Origin of the sequence: Dyadobacter jiangsuensis (assembly GCF_003014695.1) — a bacterium.
GTDB classification, from domain to species: Bacteria; Bacteroidota; Bacteroidia; order Cytophagales; family Spirosomataceae; genus Dyadobacter; species Dyadobacter jiangsuensis.
In genome coordinates, this window is the sequence record NZ_PYAS01000026.1 from 28,210 (window position 1) to 44,619 (window position 16,410).

Annotated in this window: 13 protein-coding genes; 6 read left to right on the top strand and 7 right to left on the bottom strand. The window is 49.8% G+C overall.

What is annotated here, in order from left to right:
* Positions 1 to 2: 2 nt before the first annotated feature.
* From CLV60_RS32225 to CLV60_RS32240, 4 genes are all read right to left on the bottom strand, one after another.
* Positions 3 to 3,470 carry a TonB-dependent receptor gene (locus CLV60_RS32225; RefSeq protein WP_106599521.1) on the bottom strand — a complete coding sequence of 1,156 codons (3,468 nt, stop codon included), beginning with the start codon at positions 3,468 to 3,470 and terminating at the stop codon, positions 3 to 5.
* A 56-nt stretch (positions 3,471 to 3,526) separates the two neighbouring features.
* The gene (locus CLV60_RS32230) at positions 3,527 to 4,705 is read right to left on the bottom strand and encodes a FecR family protein (protein ID WP_170118925.1); all 1,179 of its coding nucleotides are present in this window, start codon (positions 4,703 to 4,705) and stop codon (positions 3,527 to 3,529) included.
* Between the two features lie 52 nt (positions 4,706 to 4,757).
* The gene (locus CLV60_RS32235) at positions 4,758 to 5,336 is read right to left on the bottom strand and encodes an RNA polymerase sigma factor (protein WP_106599523.1); all 579 of its coding nucleotides are present in this window, start codon (positions 5,334 to 5,336) and stop codon (positions 4,758 to 4,760) included.
* A 223-nt stretch (positions 5,337 to 5,559) separates the two neighbouring features.
* The gene (locus tag CLV60_RS32240; protein ID WP_106599524.1) at positions 5,560 to 6,141 is read right to left on the bottom strand and encodes a Crp/Fnr family transcriptional regulator; all 582 of its coding nucleotides are present in this window, start codon (positions 6,139 to 6,141) and stop codon (positions 5,560 to 5,562) included.
* 247 nt (positions 6,142 to 6,388) lie between these two features.
* Between CLV60_RS32240 and CLV60_RS32245 the strand changes: the two genes are divergently transcribed.
* From CLV60_RS32245 to CLV60_RS32260, 4 genes are all read left to right on the top strand, one after another.
* Complete coding sequence (locus CLV60_RS32245) at positions 6,389 to 6,814, top strand: nuclear transport factor 2 family protein (RefSeq protein WP_106599525.1); 426 nt, start codon at positions 6,389 to 6,391, stop codon at positions 6,812 to 6,814.
* Between the two features lie 935 nt (positions 6,815 to 7,749).
* Positions 7,750 to 10,950, top strand: a complete 3,201-nt coding sequence (locus CLV60_RS32250) for a SusC/RagA family TonB-linked outer membrane protein (protein WP_106599526.1) — start codon at positions 7,750 to 7,752, stop codon at positions 10,948 to 10,950.
* A gap of 42 nt (positions 10,951 to 10,992) precedes the next feature.
* Positions 10,993 to 12,651, top strand: coding sequence for a SusD/RagB family nutrient-binding outer membrane lipoprotein (locus CLV60_RS32255; protein WP_106599527.1), 1,659 nt, complete (start codon positions 10,993 to 10,995; stop codon positions 12,649 to 12,651).
* Between the two features lie 46 nt (positions 12,652 to 12,697).
* On the top strand, positions 12,698 to 13,276 hold the full coding sequence (locus tag CLV60_RS32260; RefSeq protein ID WP_106599549.1) for a hypothetical protein: 579 nt from the start codon (positions 12,698 to 12,700) through the stop codon (positions 13,274 to 13,276).
* Between the two features lie 95 nt (positions 13,277 to 13,371).
* Here the strand turns inward: CLV60_RS32260 and CLV60_RS32265 are convergent, their stop codons facing one another.
* Complete coding sequence (locus CLV60_RS32265; RefSeq protein ID WP_106599528.1) at positions 13,372 to 14,004, bottom strand: MarR family winged helix-turn-helix transcriptional regulator; 633 nt, start codon at positions 14,002 to 14,004, stop codon at positions 13,372 to 13,374.
* 112 nt (positions 14,005 to 14,116) lie between these two features.
* On the opposite strand from CLV60_RS32265, the gene CLV60_RS32270 reads away from it, so the two are divergent.
* Both CLV60_RS32270 and CLV60_RS32275 read left to right on the top strand, forming a co-directional pair.
* Positions 14,117 to 14,524: a DoxX family protein gene (locus CLV60_RS32270; RefSeq protein WP_106599529.1), complete on the top strand. Its 408-nt coding sequence runs from the start codon at positions 14,117 to 14,119 to the stop codon at positions 14,522 to 14,524.
* Complete coding sequence (locus tag CLV60_RS32275; RefSeq protein WP_106599530.1) at positions 14,505 to 14,972, top strand: hypothetical protein; 468 nt, start codon at positions 14,505 to 14,507, stop codon at positions 14,970 to 14,972. Before CLV60_RS32270 ends, CLV60_RS32275 begins: the two co-directional genes overlap by 20 nt.
* 730 nt (positions 14,973 to 15,702) lie before the next feature.
* On the opposite strand, the gene CLV60_RS34420 is transcribed toward CLV60_RS32275, so the two are convergent.
* Positions 15,703 to 15,861: a hypothetical protein gene (locus tag CLV60_RS34420; protein ID WP_170118926.1), complete on the bottom strand. Its 159-nt coding sequence runs from the start codon at positions 15,859 to 15,861 to the stop codon at positions 15,703 to 15,705.
* 64 nt (positions 15,862 to 15,925) lie between these two features.
* On the bottom strand, positions 15,926 to 16,387 hold the full coding sequence (locus CLV60_RS32285; RefSeq protein WP_146151636.1) for a hypothetical protein: 462 nt from the start codon (positions 16,385 to 16,387) through the stop codon (positions 15,926 to 15,928).
* Positions 16,388 to 16,410: the final 23 nt, after the last annotated feature.

Genomic DNA, 16,410 nt, shown 5'->3' on the forward strand with positions numbered 1-16,410 from the left:
ATTTAAAGACCAAGACTTATTCCCAACATAAACGTGCGCGCCAACGGGTAGCCGCCCGCATCTACGCCGGGCACCAGTGTACTACCGCCCTGGATGCTCACCTCTGGGTTATACCCTTCGTAACGGGTAAAAGTGAAGGCATTCTGTACGCTGAAATTCACCCGCGCATTCACCAGCCGGAGCCTGTTTAGCAATGCCCTAGGTATCGTGTAGCCCAGGGTAATATTCCGTACTCGTAGGAATGAGCCGTCCTCCACAAACAAGGATGTTACGTTATTGACCAGGTTGCTTCCAGGCATTGCCCCGAAGTTGCGGTCGACCATCGGTGAAGTGCCGTTGCCCGGCTCCTGCTCCGACCGCCATCCCTGGGAGGCGCTCTTGAGCACATTGTAGGAGCCTGCATAGTTTCCGTAATATCTGCGCGCCATATTCAGCACCTCAAAACCCTGGACACCCTGAATGGTCACCGAGAAATCCAGGTTTTTGAATGAAAGCTTGTTGGTCATCCCATAAGTAAAATTCGGGAACGGACTGCCCAGCCCTGTTCTGTCGTTGCTGGTAATCCGGCCGTCGCCATCGATATCCGCAAACCGAAGCTGCCCGGGCTTAGACTCTCCAACAATACTCGGCATGTTTTCAACCTCCTGCTGATTTTGATAAACGCCCGCGACACGGTAACCATAGAAAGTGCCCGGCTCGCCGCCGACGGCCGTGATATGCGTCGATGCATTGGCAGAAGTCGCTTGACGGGAAATAATGGGCGAACCGTCGGGTCCCAGCCCTAAAACCTTGACCTTGTTTGTCGAGATGTTAAAGTCCGTCGTCCATTTGAGCCTATTCACCAGATTTCGGCTCGTGGCCGAAAACTCCAGACCACGGTTGCGGATTTCGCCGATGTTCTGAAGTGCTGTCGCATAACCCGTGAGTGTGGGAACAGGCACATTGAGCAGAAGGTCGGAAGTGTTTTTGAGATAATAGTCAAGCGTAAGTGAAAAACGGTTTTGGGCCAATCCTACTTCGAGGCCGATATCAAGCTGATTATTTTTCTCCCAGCCGAGCAGGCTGTTGGGAATGTTGGACAGCCTGATACCATTGGCGATCGATCCGCCGCTGCCACCAAAAATATAATTTTCAACCCCCGTCAGCCCAATGTGACCATAGTTACTGATAAAATTATTGCCCGTAAGCCCATAGCTGGCCCGAAGTCGAAGCTCACTAAGCCATTTAAGATTTTTCAGAAAATGCTCCTCAGACAGACGCCAACCCAGCGACAATGACGGAAAAAAGCCCCATTTATTATCGGCTCCAAAACGCGAAGAACCATCCCTTCTCACTGTTGCGGTCAACAGGTATTTGTCGTTGTAGCCATAGTTGACCCTGGCCAGATACGACAGCAGCGCCCATTCTTCCTGCATAGTGGCTGCGCTGGTAATCAGTCCTGCCGCGTTAATGGTCTTAATCTGGTCATTTGCAAAATTTGTTGCAGCAATGCTACTATTGTCCAGGTAATCTTTTTGAACCGTGTAGCCTGCAAGCGCGCTCAGTGCGTGTTTGCCAAACTGTTTAGTGTAGCTCAATGTATATTCTGCCAGCCAGCTTTTGCTCTCCGTAATGACTGCATTAGCGGTCGGCACTTTTGTAGCATTGACGCTATTGGGGTTGACAATAGAGGGGCTAAATATATTTTCCTTGAAATTACGCAAATCAGTCCCCAACAATGTTTTAAAGGTAAGCCCGTCCAGAATTGTCATTTCTGCAAATGCGGTTCCCAACAATCTCAAAGTACCTTGCTTGTAATACGATTCCCTGGCGAGCTTTACCGGGTTATCGACCTCGCTGGTACCAATGCCCAAACCGGTAATCTTCGTATAGTTCCCCTCAGAATCGTAAGGCTTCATAAAGGGTGCGGCCGTAATTGCAGACTGCACGATGCCGCCCGCCTGCCAATTACCCTCAGCGTTTACCAGGTCGTTGGTCACATAGGAAGGCGTAAGGTTCGCGCCTATCCTTACGCGCTTATGTACCTGGGAGTCTACATTGATTCTGAATGAATAGCGCTTCATTCCCGAGTTCAGGATGATACCCTTTTGGTTGAGATACCCTCCCGATACAAAAAAGCGCGTCCGCTCATTACCCCCTGAGAAGTTGAGCTGGTAGTCGTTTACGCTGGCTGTGCGGAAAATCTCCCTCTGCCAGTCTGTACCCTTGCCCAGCGCGGCAGGGTTCGCCGTGATCTCAGGTAGGCGGTACATCACATTGTTTGTTCTAGCACTATTGGGATCCGAGGCGCTTCTGCCCGGACCTGAATTAACCCAGGCATTATTACGGGCTTCATTCAGGTAAACAGCGTACTCGCTGGCATTCAGCACGTCCAGAACGCGCTCAACCTGCTGGATTCCGGTGCTCATGTTGAAATCAATTTTGGACGTACCGCTTTTTCCCGATTTGGTCGTGATGATTACAACCCCATTTGAACCGCGCGAACCGTAAATCGCCGTAGCCGACGCATCTTTCAACACCTGGATATCGGCAATGTCCGACGGATTGATCGTATTGAGCGGGTTATTGGTCTGGTTAAAATCCCCGCTGACCGGAAAGCCATCGATCACATACAATGGATCATTGCCCGCGCTCAGAGAACCTGCACCGCGTATGCGCACCGACGAGCCGCCCCCGGGAGCGCCTGTCGCCTGGGTAATTTGTACGCCCGGCATTTGTCCGGCCATTGCATTATCCAGGGTAAAAACCGCCTGGTCTTTCATCTTTTCTGCATTGATCGAACTGACAGAACCTGTGATATCCTTCCGCTGCTGGACTCCGTACCCGACCACCACCAGCGCATTCAGGTTCTGAGGGTCCTCCTGCATTACCACCGTTACGGAGCTCTGCCCGGCGATACGAACATACTGGCTGGCGAAACCAGTATAGGTCACAAGCAGCGTCGCATCAGCTGGCAAATCCGCAAAAGTGAATATCCCGGCCTCATCAGTGACCATGGCCACATCTGAATTTTGCACGCGCACCGATGCCCCGGGCAGCGGCTGGCCCTTCTGGTCTACGACGCGTCCCGAAGTTTCCCTTTTTGCTGGCTTGACCGCGGACTCTGCTTTTGTTTTATTGACGATAATCGTTTTCCGATCAATCTTGTACTCAAAAGGTTGTCCCCGGAAACTCTCGGTCAGGGCACTTTCAAGCGTTGCATTTTTCAAATCCAACGATACGGGGTGGGCGTCTTTGATCTCACTGTATTTATAGAAAAAATAATGTCCGCTCTGCTTACCGATAGAGATTAGCGCATTTTCAAGCGAGATGTTATCACCTTTAATCGTAATCTTCTGTGCGAATGCATTCGCACTAACGTTCAGCAGCAGGGCCAGGGAAGCGAGCAGCGCAACCCGCGCGGCAAACGAACTTTGCGCACGGGCAGACCATTCTCGCCTACCCAACCTTTGGGAGGTAGTAAGGAGCATAGATTATGAGGATTTAAGTAGTAAAATTCAGTAAGTATACATTGAAAAGCAGCGCACTAATTGTTAACAATGATCTTGCGCCCGGTTACCTGTACATCCACATTATTGAGTTGAATGATGCGCAGCACGTTTGCAATGTCCTCGTCACGTTTTATTTCGCCGGCAAAAAGATCCGCTCCCACTTTCCCCCGATACTCCACTTCCACATCATACCAACGGACTATCTGCCTCATTACACTGCGGATATCTGCCTTATCAAACCTGAAATAGCCATTTTTCCAGGCAACAGAATTTTCAGGATCGACATTGGCTATCTGCATTAGGCCACCCGTCAGCAGCGATTGCTGCCCGGGCTTTAAAATCTTGCCCTCACCTGTACGCTCCTGGCCATGCGGACTCGTTGCCGTCACTTTTACCTTTCCCTCAAGCAGCGTAGTCCGTGTCGAAGGTTCGTCCGAATAAGCGGCTAAATTAAATCGCGTGCCCAGGACTGTGATCAACTGTCCGTCTGACCGCACCTGAAACGGCCTGCCGGCATCATGCGCCACTTCGAAATAAGCTTCTCCACACAGCTCAACGCTTCGGATCGTATCTGAGAATACTGCTGGAAATCGGATCGACGTGGCCGCATTCAACCATATGCGGGTACCGTCCGATAACGTGAGCTGATACTGGCCGCCTTTCGGCGTCGAAACAGTATGATTAGCTACGTTTGTAATTTTACCGGCCTTGTAAACCAAGTGCCCGTTTTCGGGCTTTTGCACCGAAACCCCGTCTTGCTGGCGAATCAATCCTGTCTGCTGGTCGTTTAACCTAACTATTTCACCATTTCCGAGCGTGAGGGTCGCCTGGTAGCTTCCAGGCACGATCCGGCCGCTCTCTTGAACCCGGGCCCTTGGAGATATCTTCGCTACCTGATCAGGTTTACGGCTTTCAAAAAAGTACAGACTACTGACAATCAAAAATGTAGCAGCTGCAAGCCCGGCCGCATAGCGATACAGCATTCTTTGTTTTGAGCCTCCCGAGCCGACTTCCGTGAGAGCAGCAGCTCGCAGGTCAATTTCTGATTTGATACTTTCTTTCAGTTGTCGGACCTGGTCCGCATCTTTCAGATCGGTACGCTCTTGACCAGGTTCAAACAGCTCATAATATGCCAACAAAAAGGCCTCCTCTTCTTCGGTGGCACACCCTTTTCTGTACTTTTCCAGTATTTGTAAAAACTCTTCCTTGCTCATTTGTTGATATGCTTGTGTGTTTTTTACCATCTTCTGACCATTCGGGGCACTTTCATGGGCAGCCCGCGATCATAATAGCGATCAGTCCGATTGCCTGCCTGATCTGCGCCACGCTTCTGGTCAGTTGATTTTGGACCGTTTTCTGGGCAATGTTCAGTCGCCTTGCAATATCCATAGTGCCCATTTCCTCCTCAAAACGCAGCCTGAAAATCTCCTGCTGTGACGGGGTGAGCCGCTCCAACAACGTTGTGAAACGCGCCATCAGTTCGGTTGTCGCCAATTGACCATCGGTATACTCGCCCGAGGACAATAATTGCTCAACCAGCTCCGAAATAGGGATGTAGCGCTGCTGTTTTTCCATGTACTTAAAAACATTGTTTCTCACAGAGGTCAGCAGGTAAGCCGGCAAATTATCGATTTCTAACTCCTGCCTGCGTTGCCAAAGCTGTAGAAAAATATCTTGCGTAATGTCTTTGGCCGAATCCTCGTCGCCTGTGCGCTTATAGGCCGCATTGAAAAGTCTGGCCCAGTACCGCTCGTAAATGGATCCGAAAGCTAGATAATCCCCTAGTCTCATCCTGTTTAACAGAACCTGGTCGTCGGAGTTATCTTGATTTAAGTTCCGGATCATCAGCGGTTGCCTTCGGCTTACGTGGATTTATATACGTGCAATAATTCTCTCACCCTTTAACCCTACCCATAAGTGCGGGAAGGCTTGTTATGAAGATAGACCGCCAAATTTGAAAAACTCCCACGCCTGCTCAGGATTTTTTTTAAGTATTGGGTCAACAACGAGAAATGGAGCTACAAACACAACCCTATTAACGCCCTAATCGCAACTTCGCAGGTAAAGATCAAAGCATGGCGCCCCTGCGAACCCTGCTCAGTGTTTCTTTGGTAATTCCAAGATAGGAGGCAATGATGTGTTGTGGAAATCGCTGCACGAAATTGGGATACTCCTTTACAAATTCAGCATAGCGAGAGTCCGCTGCAAGGCTGATCGTAGAATTCAAGCGCTTCTGGTTGGCGATCGAATTCTTCTCTTCCATTAATTGAAGCATCTTCCTCACTGAGGGTATTTGGTCTAGTAGGTAGACGGTATCTGCGTGGTTAATGGTAAGCAGCTCGCAATTCTCCCAGGCATCTATATCGTATTTTGACGGCGTCTGCCTGACGATGCTTTCCCTATCACCCATCCACCAAGTCTCGATGCCCAGCTGTATGACATGCTCGGCTCCCTTCTCATCAGTGCTGTATTGCCTCATTGCTCCACTGACAATAAAACAAAAATACTTGCAGACTTCGCCCTGCTGAAGGAAATACTGCCGCTTTTTAAGTCTCTTGAAAGAAAACATCCTTCGGACAAGATCCTCTTCCTGCGCGTTCAAGGGGACTCCAGAGTACCTGTTAATATATGAGATCAGTGAATCATGCATGATGCGAAAATTTAGGTTTTGAGCTGCACTATCCTTCGTGGTCGTACAGCACGCGACCACCTTCCATAAGCTTACATCCAGCACCTACCGAGGCGGCCTGTAAGCCAAGTTGGGTACCACCAACCATCAACGAATATACTCATCCGTTGATATTTATCAACGTTCTTTTTTATGATTTGTCATCGCCCGACGGTACTGCGAGGATATAGTTTTGTTGAACAATTATTAATTTAAAAATCAGAAAATTATGACGCAATCAAACAATGACATTCCGACTAATTCAGCTGAATTAAACAAGCAAATCGTGTTGCAGGCCTATGCCTCTTTGAAGGCTGGGAATGTCGCGGGTTACTTCGACGCCATGGCCGATAACATCACGCTCACCTACTTCGGCAATCACCTGTTCACAGGAACATATCGCGGCAAGAAGGATATTCTGGACAACTATGTGCCGGTGCTGCTCAATCGCCTGGAAGGCCCCATCAAAATTACGGTCACTAACGCGATTGCGGAGGGTGATCAGGTTTTCGTCGAGGCACAGGGCGAATCCAAAACCAAGGACGGGCTCGATTACAACAACCTTTACGGCATCGTGCTCCGTTTGAAAGACGGAAAGATCACCCAAGTCCGTGAGTACATGGATACCGAGCTAGTTAAGACGATCTTCGGCTGAAATCGTGGTCAAACACAACTCAAAGGGTAACAGGCGATCGCTGGCATTCAGACTGTAGGGTTTTCCGGCAAGGTAAACTGATATGACCCAAAGTCCAGGGGACCCGCCGCTTTCAGCCCATCACTAGACGCACAATCACGCGTCATATTAAGTATTAAGTAATAAGTAATCTTATCACCCCGTTCATTGACTGATGATGAATGGGGTGATACTTTTGAATAGATCTTTAAAATCCCCCCGTGGCTTGCTATCAATTTTGATTCTGATAGAATCACGTCGTGAAACTCCTGCAATCACTTCGGACAAAATAAAGTATTTGTCCCCTGCGCAATTTCAAATAAGTGCGTGCGGAGGGGCGCTGGTTTTACCACTTTACCACATTCAAAAACGGAATAGACAGGTTGAAATGTACTGTAACGAGTCTACCAGGAAAAACATTCCAAACTGCCGCAGGTAGAGTCTGCGGGTGGACCCAACCGTACTGATATTATCAAGGCTAAGGCTCAGAAATGCCTTACGCAACGGCAGTACACAACCGCCTGCCAGGCCTGAGTGAGGTAGAGCCCGATCAGCTCTATTTCCGCACTGACGATTCGCCTCGGCTCACACGAGCCCAACAGAATATGAGGAACATCACCCATAGCGTACCCGTCTAGTAGTGGCACCCTATCCCCAGTTGAAAAATAATTTGCCGGTGGCATATTCAAGACAGACAATGTCATAAGTGTCAAATAATTACAAATTATATTTTACGATAGTTGAATTTTTCAATATTAAATCAACGTAAAATTATACAAAGATAGAATAAAATTCCGTCATGTTAATTTTCGGTAAAAATCGGTTAATATCCGGCAAATACCACCTATTCAAGTTTTCTATCATTACGGAAAGGTTACTTGTAGCCTACTGCCAAAACCTAACTTACTGAACGATTTATGGGAAAATTTTTACTGCTGGGCATCCTGCTGGGATGCTCATGCTGGCAGATTGTCTCTGCCCAGCAACGAAAGGTCACCGGCAAGGTGACGTCTTCCGATGACGGGAGCGAGCTCCCGGGCGTAGCGATTGTGGTGAAAGGTACGCCGATAGGCACCAACACCGGCACCGATGGAACATATGCTATTTCGTTGCCCGACGGCGCTACGACGCTCGTGTACAGTTTTGTGGGTACCACAACCCAGGAAATCCTGATCGGCAACCAATCCACTATCGATGTACAGCTTGTGGTCGACACCAAGAATCTTCAGGAGATCGTGGTAACCGCCCAGGGCATTGCACGCGAAAAGCGCGCGCTGGGTTATGCGGTAACAACCATCGAGAAAAAATCGATCGAGGACCGCCCTCAGGCCGATGTAGGCCGGGTACTGCAAGGCAAGATCGCCGGGGTTAATATCACTTCCACATCCGGGGTTTCGGGTACGGGCACCAACATTACGATCAGGGGATATTCTTCCATTACCGGCTCCAACCAGCCCCTATTCGTTGTCGATGGCATCCCCTTCAATTCCAATACCAACTCCCGCGGTGGCTTCACCGGCGGCGGGCAATCCGCCTCGAGCCGCTTCCTGGACATCGACCCGAACAATATCGAAAATATCACCGTGCTCAAAGGCCTTGCCGCGACGGTCACCTATGGCGACCAGGGCCGGAACGGGGTTATCCTGGTGACGACCAAGAACGGAAGCAAAAAAGCCCGCGCGACGGAATATTCCCTAAGCCAGTCGGTGTTTGCCAACCAGGCCCATTTGCCCCGGTATCAAAATGACTATGTGGGCGGCTTCCAGCAGAACCTGGGCTATTTCTTCAGTAACTGGGGACCCACTTTGGACGAAGCCCAGACCTACCCGTCCCAAAACGCCAACGCGGCCCTTACCACCCATCCTTATGCCAACTTAACCACATCCGGGGGACTTCGGGCAGCCATGGCTGATTATGTAGCTTCGGTGAGCCCGTACAAAATGCAGGTTTACCCCAACAACGTTAAGGACTTCTTTCGTACCGGAAAAATCTCCACAACGTCTTTGAACGTGTCCGGTGGCGGCGAAAAGGTGAGCTACAATATATCGGCAGGATACAATGCCGAGCAGGGTTACATTCCCGAGAATGGGTTGAAAAGGCTTAATCTGGGCCTGGGACTAAATGCTCAGCTCAGTAAAAAGCTCAATATCATCACCTCGTTCAATTTCGTCAATACCGACCAGTACTCCCCGCCGCTCAGTGGCGGAACGGGTAACAACGCGCTCGACTTCCCGTCGGTGCTCGCCAACGTGATGTACACGCCCCGGCAGGTCGACTTGATGGGCTGGCCGTATGAAAACCCCATTACCGGCGGAACGGTGTATTTCCGAAGCGGCAATGACATTCCTAACCCCAGGTGGATTTTGAAAAACTATAAGACCACCGGGATCGTCAACAGGCTGTTTACCTCCACCCTGGTCAACTACCAGCTGACCTCGGATTTTAACCTGATTTACAAGGTGGGGATGGATACCTATACCGAAAACCAGCGGTACATGCTTAACAAGGGAGGCGTGAGCTTTGTAAACGGATTTTACAACACTTTTGACATCAACAACAGGATCTGGGATAACAGCCTGATCCTCTCATACAGCAAAACGCTCTCTGAAAAATTGTCGTTTTCCGCCAAAATCGGGGGAAATATGCGCAATGATTTGTTTGAAGGAAAAGTAATCACCAGCCAGAACCAATTGGCCCGAGGGCTTTTCCGTCACGACAATTTCATTGACAATTCAGCCGCCGATTTCGAAACCGAGCAAACCCGCATCGGGGTTTTCGGGGAAATTACGGCCGATTTCGACAATGCATTGTTTCTGAACGTGGCAGGACGTAACGATTGGACCTCGACTGTGGAAATAGCCAATCGCAGGATCTTTTACCCTTCGGCCAGTCTTTCATTTGTACCGACCAGCGCATTCCAAGGGATGCAGTCCGACTTGTTGAATTTCCTGAAACTGCGCCTTGGCGTAGGAACTTCCGCGGGTTTCCCGTCGCCTTACAGCACGCGAAACATCCTGGACCAGAACGCCAGGGCATTTCTGAACAGCGCCGGCGCGACGATCCAGACGCATTCGGTCAACAACAACCTGGGCAACCCCAACCTGAAACCCGAACTGCATACCGAGTACGAATTGGGTATGGAAGGAAAGCTTCTCGATAACAGAGTGGGCTTCGACCTGACGCTGTTCCGAAGAAATACCCGGAACCTGATCACCAATTCGCCCCTGGATGCATCGGCGGGCTACACCGCAACGACGATCAACATCGGCAAAATCCGCAATGAGGGAATCGAGCTCAGCGTGAATGCAACCGCTGTCAAGACCAGCGCATTTTCCTGGGACCTGAATTTGGTATATTCGAGAATCCTGCCTAAGGTGCTCGACCTGGGCGGCACATTGCAGGAAGTCCAGATCAGTGGCTTCGGGGCGTCACTGGGTAACTACGCCATTGTCGGGCAGCCTTTCAATATCATCAAGGGATCGGGGTTCCGCCGGGACGATCAGGGCCGGCTATTGGTCGGCAGCAACGGGTACCTGCAAGCCACCACGTCGCCGGTAATCCTGGGCAACCCTAACCCTGCATTTACCAGCAGTCTTTCCAATACATTTAGCTACAAGAGTATTACTTTGGACGTAATGATCTCCTACCGTCACGGCGGCGCGATGTATTCGTCTACCGCAGGGGCCCTGATGGGTCGGGGTATGACGGAAGACACTGGTTTAAAGAACGGTTACGACCGTGCCCAAACCTACATTTTTGATGGTGTGAAAGCCGATGGCACTCCCAACAACTACCAGGTGACCGCTTCGGATATCGGGTTCAACAACATTTACTTCTTTGGAGATGAAGGCAGGATCTACGATGGCAGCACCGTTCGTCTTCAAGAGGTTTCGCTTTCCTATCGGCTTCCGACCGGCCTTTTGAGCAAGTTAAAAATCAAAAGGGCATCCATTGCATTCACCGGCAACAACCTCTGGTATAAAGCCCTTCACTTTCCCAAAGGTTTAAATTTCGACACGGACAATCTCGGACTGGGGGTCGGCAACGGCCTTGGCTTCGAGTTTCTGACCGGGCCCAGCTCGAAGCGGTATGGCGCGACGCTGAAACTTACATTCTAGCAGCCCCTCAAACCATTTATTTGACATTAATCCATCCAGATTATGAAGAAGGATATATTACCAAAATTAAAAATATGCCTGCTGGCGCTTCTTTCCCTGCTGGTCAGCGCCTGTTCGCTGGACCTGCTCGACAACCCCAATGCGGTTACGACCAATAATACCGATGTCAATTACCTGCTCAGCCGTATCGAACTGGATTACGCCGACCATTTCAATCAAATGGGCAACTCCGGCATGCGCCTGACGCGCATGCTCAACCAGGGATCGGCCATTTATGACAATGCCGTTTCGCCCGGTGGTTTCGACGGTGCCTGGACGAATGCCTACGCCAATATCATGACCGACGTCAAAACCCTGATCCCGATAGCGGAATCCAGCGAGTTCTTTGTCCACGCGGGAATTGCCCGCACGATTCAGGCGTCGGTGCTGCTCAACCTGGTCGACGGCTTCGGGGATGTGCCTTACAGCGAGGCGCTGGATATCAACAATTTCAATCCGAAAACCGACGGTGGGGCTTCCATTTATACTGCCGCACTGACGATCCTGGACCAGGCTATTGCCAATTTTGCGGCCACTTCACGCTCGGCGGCAGCAGGAGACCTGTACTATGCCGGCAACGTCGACAGCTGGAACAAGGCAGCCAATACGCTGAAATTGAAAGCATTACTAAACCTGAGATTGACCGACAAAGCGAAAGCCACTTCCGGCATCTCGGCACTGATTACCGGCGGCCGGCTCATTACCTCGGCCAGCGAGAACTTTCAGTTTAAGTTCGGCTCGAACCTGACCAACCCCGACACGCGCCATCCCCGATATGCAGGGCAGTACTCCCCTACCGGCGGCGGCGATTATCAGGCCAATCACTACATGGCTGCATTATATGCATCAAAAGGATTTCCCGATCCCCGCATCCGGTACTACTTTTACCGCCAGACCATTGTTAATCCTACCGATGTCAATACCCTTAGATGCATTAACAATCAAAAACCGGCCCATTACTCCCCCACAGATGTTTATTGCTTACCGACATCGGTGGGTTACTGGGGCCGCGACCATCTGAGCAACGAGGGTATTCCGCCGGATGGTTTGCTTAGAACAGCGTGGGGAGTGTATCCGGCAGGAGGATTGTATGACAATGATGCAGGAAGGGCGGTTTCCCTGGGTGCAGGGGCCGGTGGCGCAGGCATACACCCGATCATGATGCGGTCGTTTGTAGATTTCATGCTGGCCGAAGCGGCCCTGACACTCGGTACTGCCGGCAGTCCGCGCGAATTGCTGAAAAGCGGGATCGAAAAGTCGATGGCCGATGTAAGGAGCTTCGGGCTCGCGACCATTGAAAGCAGCAAAATCTCCGCTTTCGAAGAGGCCAAGGCGATCGTTTGGGCCAAAGATGTCGAGACATACTTGGGCACGGTGCTTAAAGCTTACGATGCAGCAACCACAGACGCGGCCAGACTGAACATCATCGCGACTGAATACTGGCTGGCCCTTTACGGGAACGGCGTGGAAGCGTATAACCTATACCGTCGGACGGGCATGCCGCTCAATATGCAGCCCGCGCTGGAAGCGAATCCCGGCGGCTTCGCCAGGTCGTATTACTACCCGGCCTCCTTCATTACCCGCAATGCCAACGCGAAACAGAAGGCGGATGTGACACAACCGGTGTTCTGGGATAATAACCCGGCAACGCTTTTCAGGTAGGGCCCTGGTTTTAATGGAAATTAATTCAACACTCAAAATGCAGAAAATGAAACATATACAAAGTATCCGGCTGATCTGTCTGCTCATTCTGGCCTGTTGCGGATGCGACTCTCCGCTCGAAAACGAGCGGATCGACGAGTTTTCGCTAGAATCGGGAGGGTACATGCGCGTGGTAACGCCTTACCCGCTCCTGGCCAACACATTTACCGTCAGCCTGGCTAATATGCCGGGGACGAAGCTGGAATGCCTGCATGAGGCAATCACCAAAGACAAAGGGAGGCTATTTGCTTCTTATGACCTGGCGATCCGTTTTGTGGACAACACGCCTGCCAACGGCACCAACAATATCGCGGAGGTTGCTTTTCGGAAAATAGCGGCGTCCTCCTACACCAAAGATCCTACTACCGGATACCCCCGCGCGACCATGACCATTACCGGCGAAGAGGCGTTGAAAGCCACCGGTATCGACCCCAAACTCGTGAGTGCGGGCGACCGTTTCGAGGTAACCGGCACGATGCTGCTAACGGACGGCAAATCATTTACCGCCTCCAATACGACCATCGACATTACCGGGGGAGCATTTTATAGCTCGCCTTTCTTTTACCGGATCAACGTAAGCTTATAATGGAGTCAACTCATACATAGTGTTAGTTAAATGCTCCCGCCTTTGGTGGGAGCATTTTTTACTTGGCTGGGGTATTCATTGCATGGTGAAATGAGCTACCCTCCCATTAGCTCATCATAGATTTCCTTGAATTCCTTACCTCTATGTTTCTGCCAGGAGGCCGACAGTTTTATCTCGACATCTTTGAGAATCTGTATGCAGAGCGCTTTGTCCTCTTCATGAAGCTGAGCCATGAGCATTCTTGCATTCTTGCCGATCAGACCCGAGCACTCGGTAGCAACCTGCTCGCCCTGCGCTGTTAATTCAATCCGTTTTGAGCGCTTATCCTCCTGGTCCCCATACTCTCTGATCAGGCCGCGCTTTTTCATTCGATTCAGCATGTCCGTGCCGCTCGACAGCTCGAAAAGGTTTGCATTGATCACGTCTGTCTTTCTGGGATTTCCCTGCTTGCGGATCGTCATCAGCATTCCGAACTCCTCGATTTGGTTAAGGCCCGTATCCCTCAACGCTATATTGGCATATGCCATATTAAGCTTGCTTATCCGGCCAATAATTTTCATCAAGAGTCCGTCATTGAAAGACGGAACAACGCCACCAACCAGTGGCCCGTCAGCCACCCGGTGCTGTTGATGAGCCAGATGGTAACGACAAAAGTCATCAATGGTCCCTTCGGGATGTTTCTTTTCAAATTCTGCCCAGTGATTTACCAGCTCGACCGTCTTATTCATCCTAATATACTTCGTTATCGCAGCAAATTAAAGCAAATAATTTCGGTATCATTTGTTTTAATACGGTTTCGTATTACTTTTGATAAAAATATTGCGTAAACGAAATAAAAACATGAAAACTTCAATCAGCAAAGTACGGCTTTACTGGGTCGCCAAGGGTTTCGTTATTTTCTTCATTCTGTTCAGCGCTTACTACTCCTACACACATGCCGATGACCTGAGAAAACTGGGTTTTCCTGATTATTTCAGAATTGAACTGGTAATTGCCAAAATCGCTGGCGCGCTTGTGCTGGTCATGCCATTCAGCACGTTGCGAATGAGAGAATGGGTTTATGCCGGGTTCATGATTACCATGGTCTCTGCACTCACCGCGCATATATGCAGCGGTGATCCGGCGAGTAAGATCATCTTCGTCTGTCTGGATCTTGCCCTGGTGTTTATCTGCATCAGGTATGTGTCAAACTGGGAAATCACAAAAAATTTGTTAAAACAGACAGCTCATGAACCCAACAGTCTATAATGCAGCTTTGGTGATCCACATTGTCGGTATTACCGTTATGGCCGGAACTACTTTCCTGGACTTCTTCACGTTTCGCGTATTTCGCGCAGCCTTCCTCGCAAATGATGGCCGGCAATTGGCAATGGCAGGTTATCTCCATAGTCTTCAAAGGTTCCTGGGGATAGGCATGCTTGTGATACTGGCATCGGGCGTTGCGATGATGGTCGAATTACACCAGGTTTGGGGCGTCCAGCTTTGGTTCAGGGTGAAGATGGCCGTGTTGCTGCTGATCATCATCAATGGCCTGGGTTTCCGGCGGGCTATCGGTAAAAGTCTTAGCCAGGCGTTGAGTGATGGCTCTTTAACGACTCATTGGCGCGCGACCAACAGGAATTTCATGCTCGTGCAGCTCATTCAAATGCTATTTTTTTTGATCATCTACGTGCTCAGCATCTTCAAGTTCAATTAAATCCGCTGATAGAGCATTGTAGTCGATCAACATGCCCTAGAATGTGAGGTGGCTGTGCAAGGGACCATGCAGCCGTTTTCGGGAGTCAACTTGAATCGAGACACCCACGGAAATGATCATATCCAGATTGTAATAGCGGATTTTCCGTTTAACCTTGCGATCCAGCCACGAAGGGAATGCCAAGGTACGATGCAACGCTTATTCCAATTTCAGGAACAGAGATATTAACAGCCGCCCCTCTCAAACCGATCAGAAGCGGCAAAACTGTAATGAAGAAATAGGCATAGAATCTAAACACTTCGCCCATGTTGCCATAGCATTTCCAAGGATGCCGCCGAAGGCCATCGCAAGAAAAATCCACAGCGTTAAGTACCGGTCGAGGAATCCGAGTTTCTTGTGGTGTGCCGCGGGAGCGCAGTTATTGGCAGACTTCGCTTACAGATTTCTTTTACAAAGTTTTCAAAGCAAGCTTTGATCTATTCATGAACGGCCTTGAACGCTTTCAGAACCTATTCTCGGTACCCGCGTTAAAGCAGCCCCAGAGACGATCTGTAAATCATTACTGCGAAAATGGCAACAGAGCATCTTTTCCTGCTATATCAGTGTTACATCATGTACAATTTGTCAAAGACCAAATTGCACTGTGAGACAAAGAAATTGAAGGTTCGCTGCTTTGTCGCTGCGATCTGCTTCGTTATACGATTTTGTCTTGTTTATTGTCATTCTCTTCCTACGATAGAGAACCCGCGGCGCTGGACCGCTTCTCGGCAATTCCAAATGCCTCCGATATTTCCTTCGCACTTCTGCCGCAAGCGAGCGTTGTGATCATTTCCTGTTTGAACACAGCATCGTAGCTTTTGCGAGTTTTTACCGATTGAGGGTCTTTCATTTTGCATCATATTATGCAAAAATGTGTGCCGATTTTTCGGAACCGCCTCAGGCTAAGATGGGTTTTATCTATCGGTTCGGTCGGGAACCAACTTTGCCGGCTTACTTAGCTGCCACGGCGAACGATGTGTTGCGAAATACATTTCGGAGTAGAATTTATGCCCATGTGCAGAAGGGAGCCAATCAGATTTCTGGCTGATGTCCATTAACAACTGCGCAAGGGGATCAACACGCTCAGAGTTAACACTATTATGCAGGTAAATTGGCCTGTCGGAACAAGTTTGTATGGCGAGTATATACTGCCAGCCGACAGCAGATGCCCCCGCCCAGCTCGAATCCATCGCTTCTGTATCATATTCGTCTAAGAGGCTATCGAGTTGATTAACCTGAATTTTGTTTAAAAGAAAATAATTGGCTTTATGATAGGCTTTGCCAAGTCCTTCATCTTGATAGTTGTTTTTTAGCCAGATAGTGTCACTACCAGTAAATTTGACAGAAAATAGGGTAACACCGTCTCGGTACGTCAAATCGACCACCTTTCCGCTATTTG

Coding starts and splice junctions, on each gene's coding strand:
- CLV60_RS32225 (WP_106599521.1), bottom strand. CDS start 3,470: ATGCTCCTTACTACCTCCCAAAGGTTGGGTAGGCGAGAATGGTCTGCC.
- CLV60_RS32230 (WP_170118925.1), bottom strand. CDS start 4,705: ATGAGCAAGGAAGAGTTTTTACAAATACTGGAAAAGTACAGAAAAGGG.
- CLV60_RS32235 (WP_106599523.1), bottom strand. CDS start 5,336: ATGATCCGGAACTTAAATCAAGATAACTCCGACGACCAGGTTCTGTTA.
- CLV60_RS32240 (WP_106599524.1), bottom strand. CDS start 6,141: ATGCATGATTCACTGATCTCATATATTAACAGGTACTCTGGAGTCCCC.
- CLV60_RS32245 (WP_106599525.1), top strand. CDS start 6,389: ATGACGCAATCAAACAATGACATTCCGACTAATTCAGCTGAATTAAAC.
- CLV60_RS32250 (WP_106599526.1), top strand. CDS start 7,750: ATGGGAAAATTTTTACTGCTGGGCATCCTGCTGGGATGCTCATGCTGG.
- CLV60_RS32255 (WP_106599527.1), top strand. CDS start 10,993: ATGAAGAAGGATATATTACCAAAATTAAAAATATGCCTGCTGGCGCTT.
- CLV60_RS32260 (WP_106599549.1), top strand. CDS start 12,698: ATGAAACATATACAAAGTATCCGGCTGATCTGTCTGCTCATTCTGGCC.
- CLV60_RS32265 (WP_106599528.1), bottom strand. CDS start 14,004: ATGAATAAGACGGTCGAGCTGGTAAATCACTGGGCAGAATTTGAAAAG.
- CLV60_RS32270 (WP_106599529.1), top strand. CDS start 14,117: ATGAAAACTTCAATCAGCAAAGTACGGCTTTACTGGGTCGCCAAGGGT.
- CLV60_RS32275 (WP_106599530.1), top strand. CDS start 14,505: ATGAACCCAACAGTCTATAATGCAGCTTTGGTGATCCACATTGTCGGT.
- CLV60_RS34420 (WP_170118926.1), bottom strand. CDS start 15,861: ATGAAAGACCCTCAATCGGTAAAAACTCGCAAAAGCTACGATGCTGTG.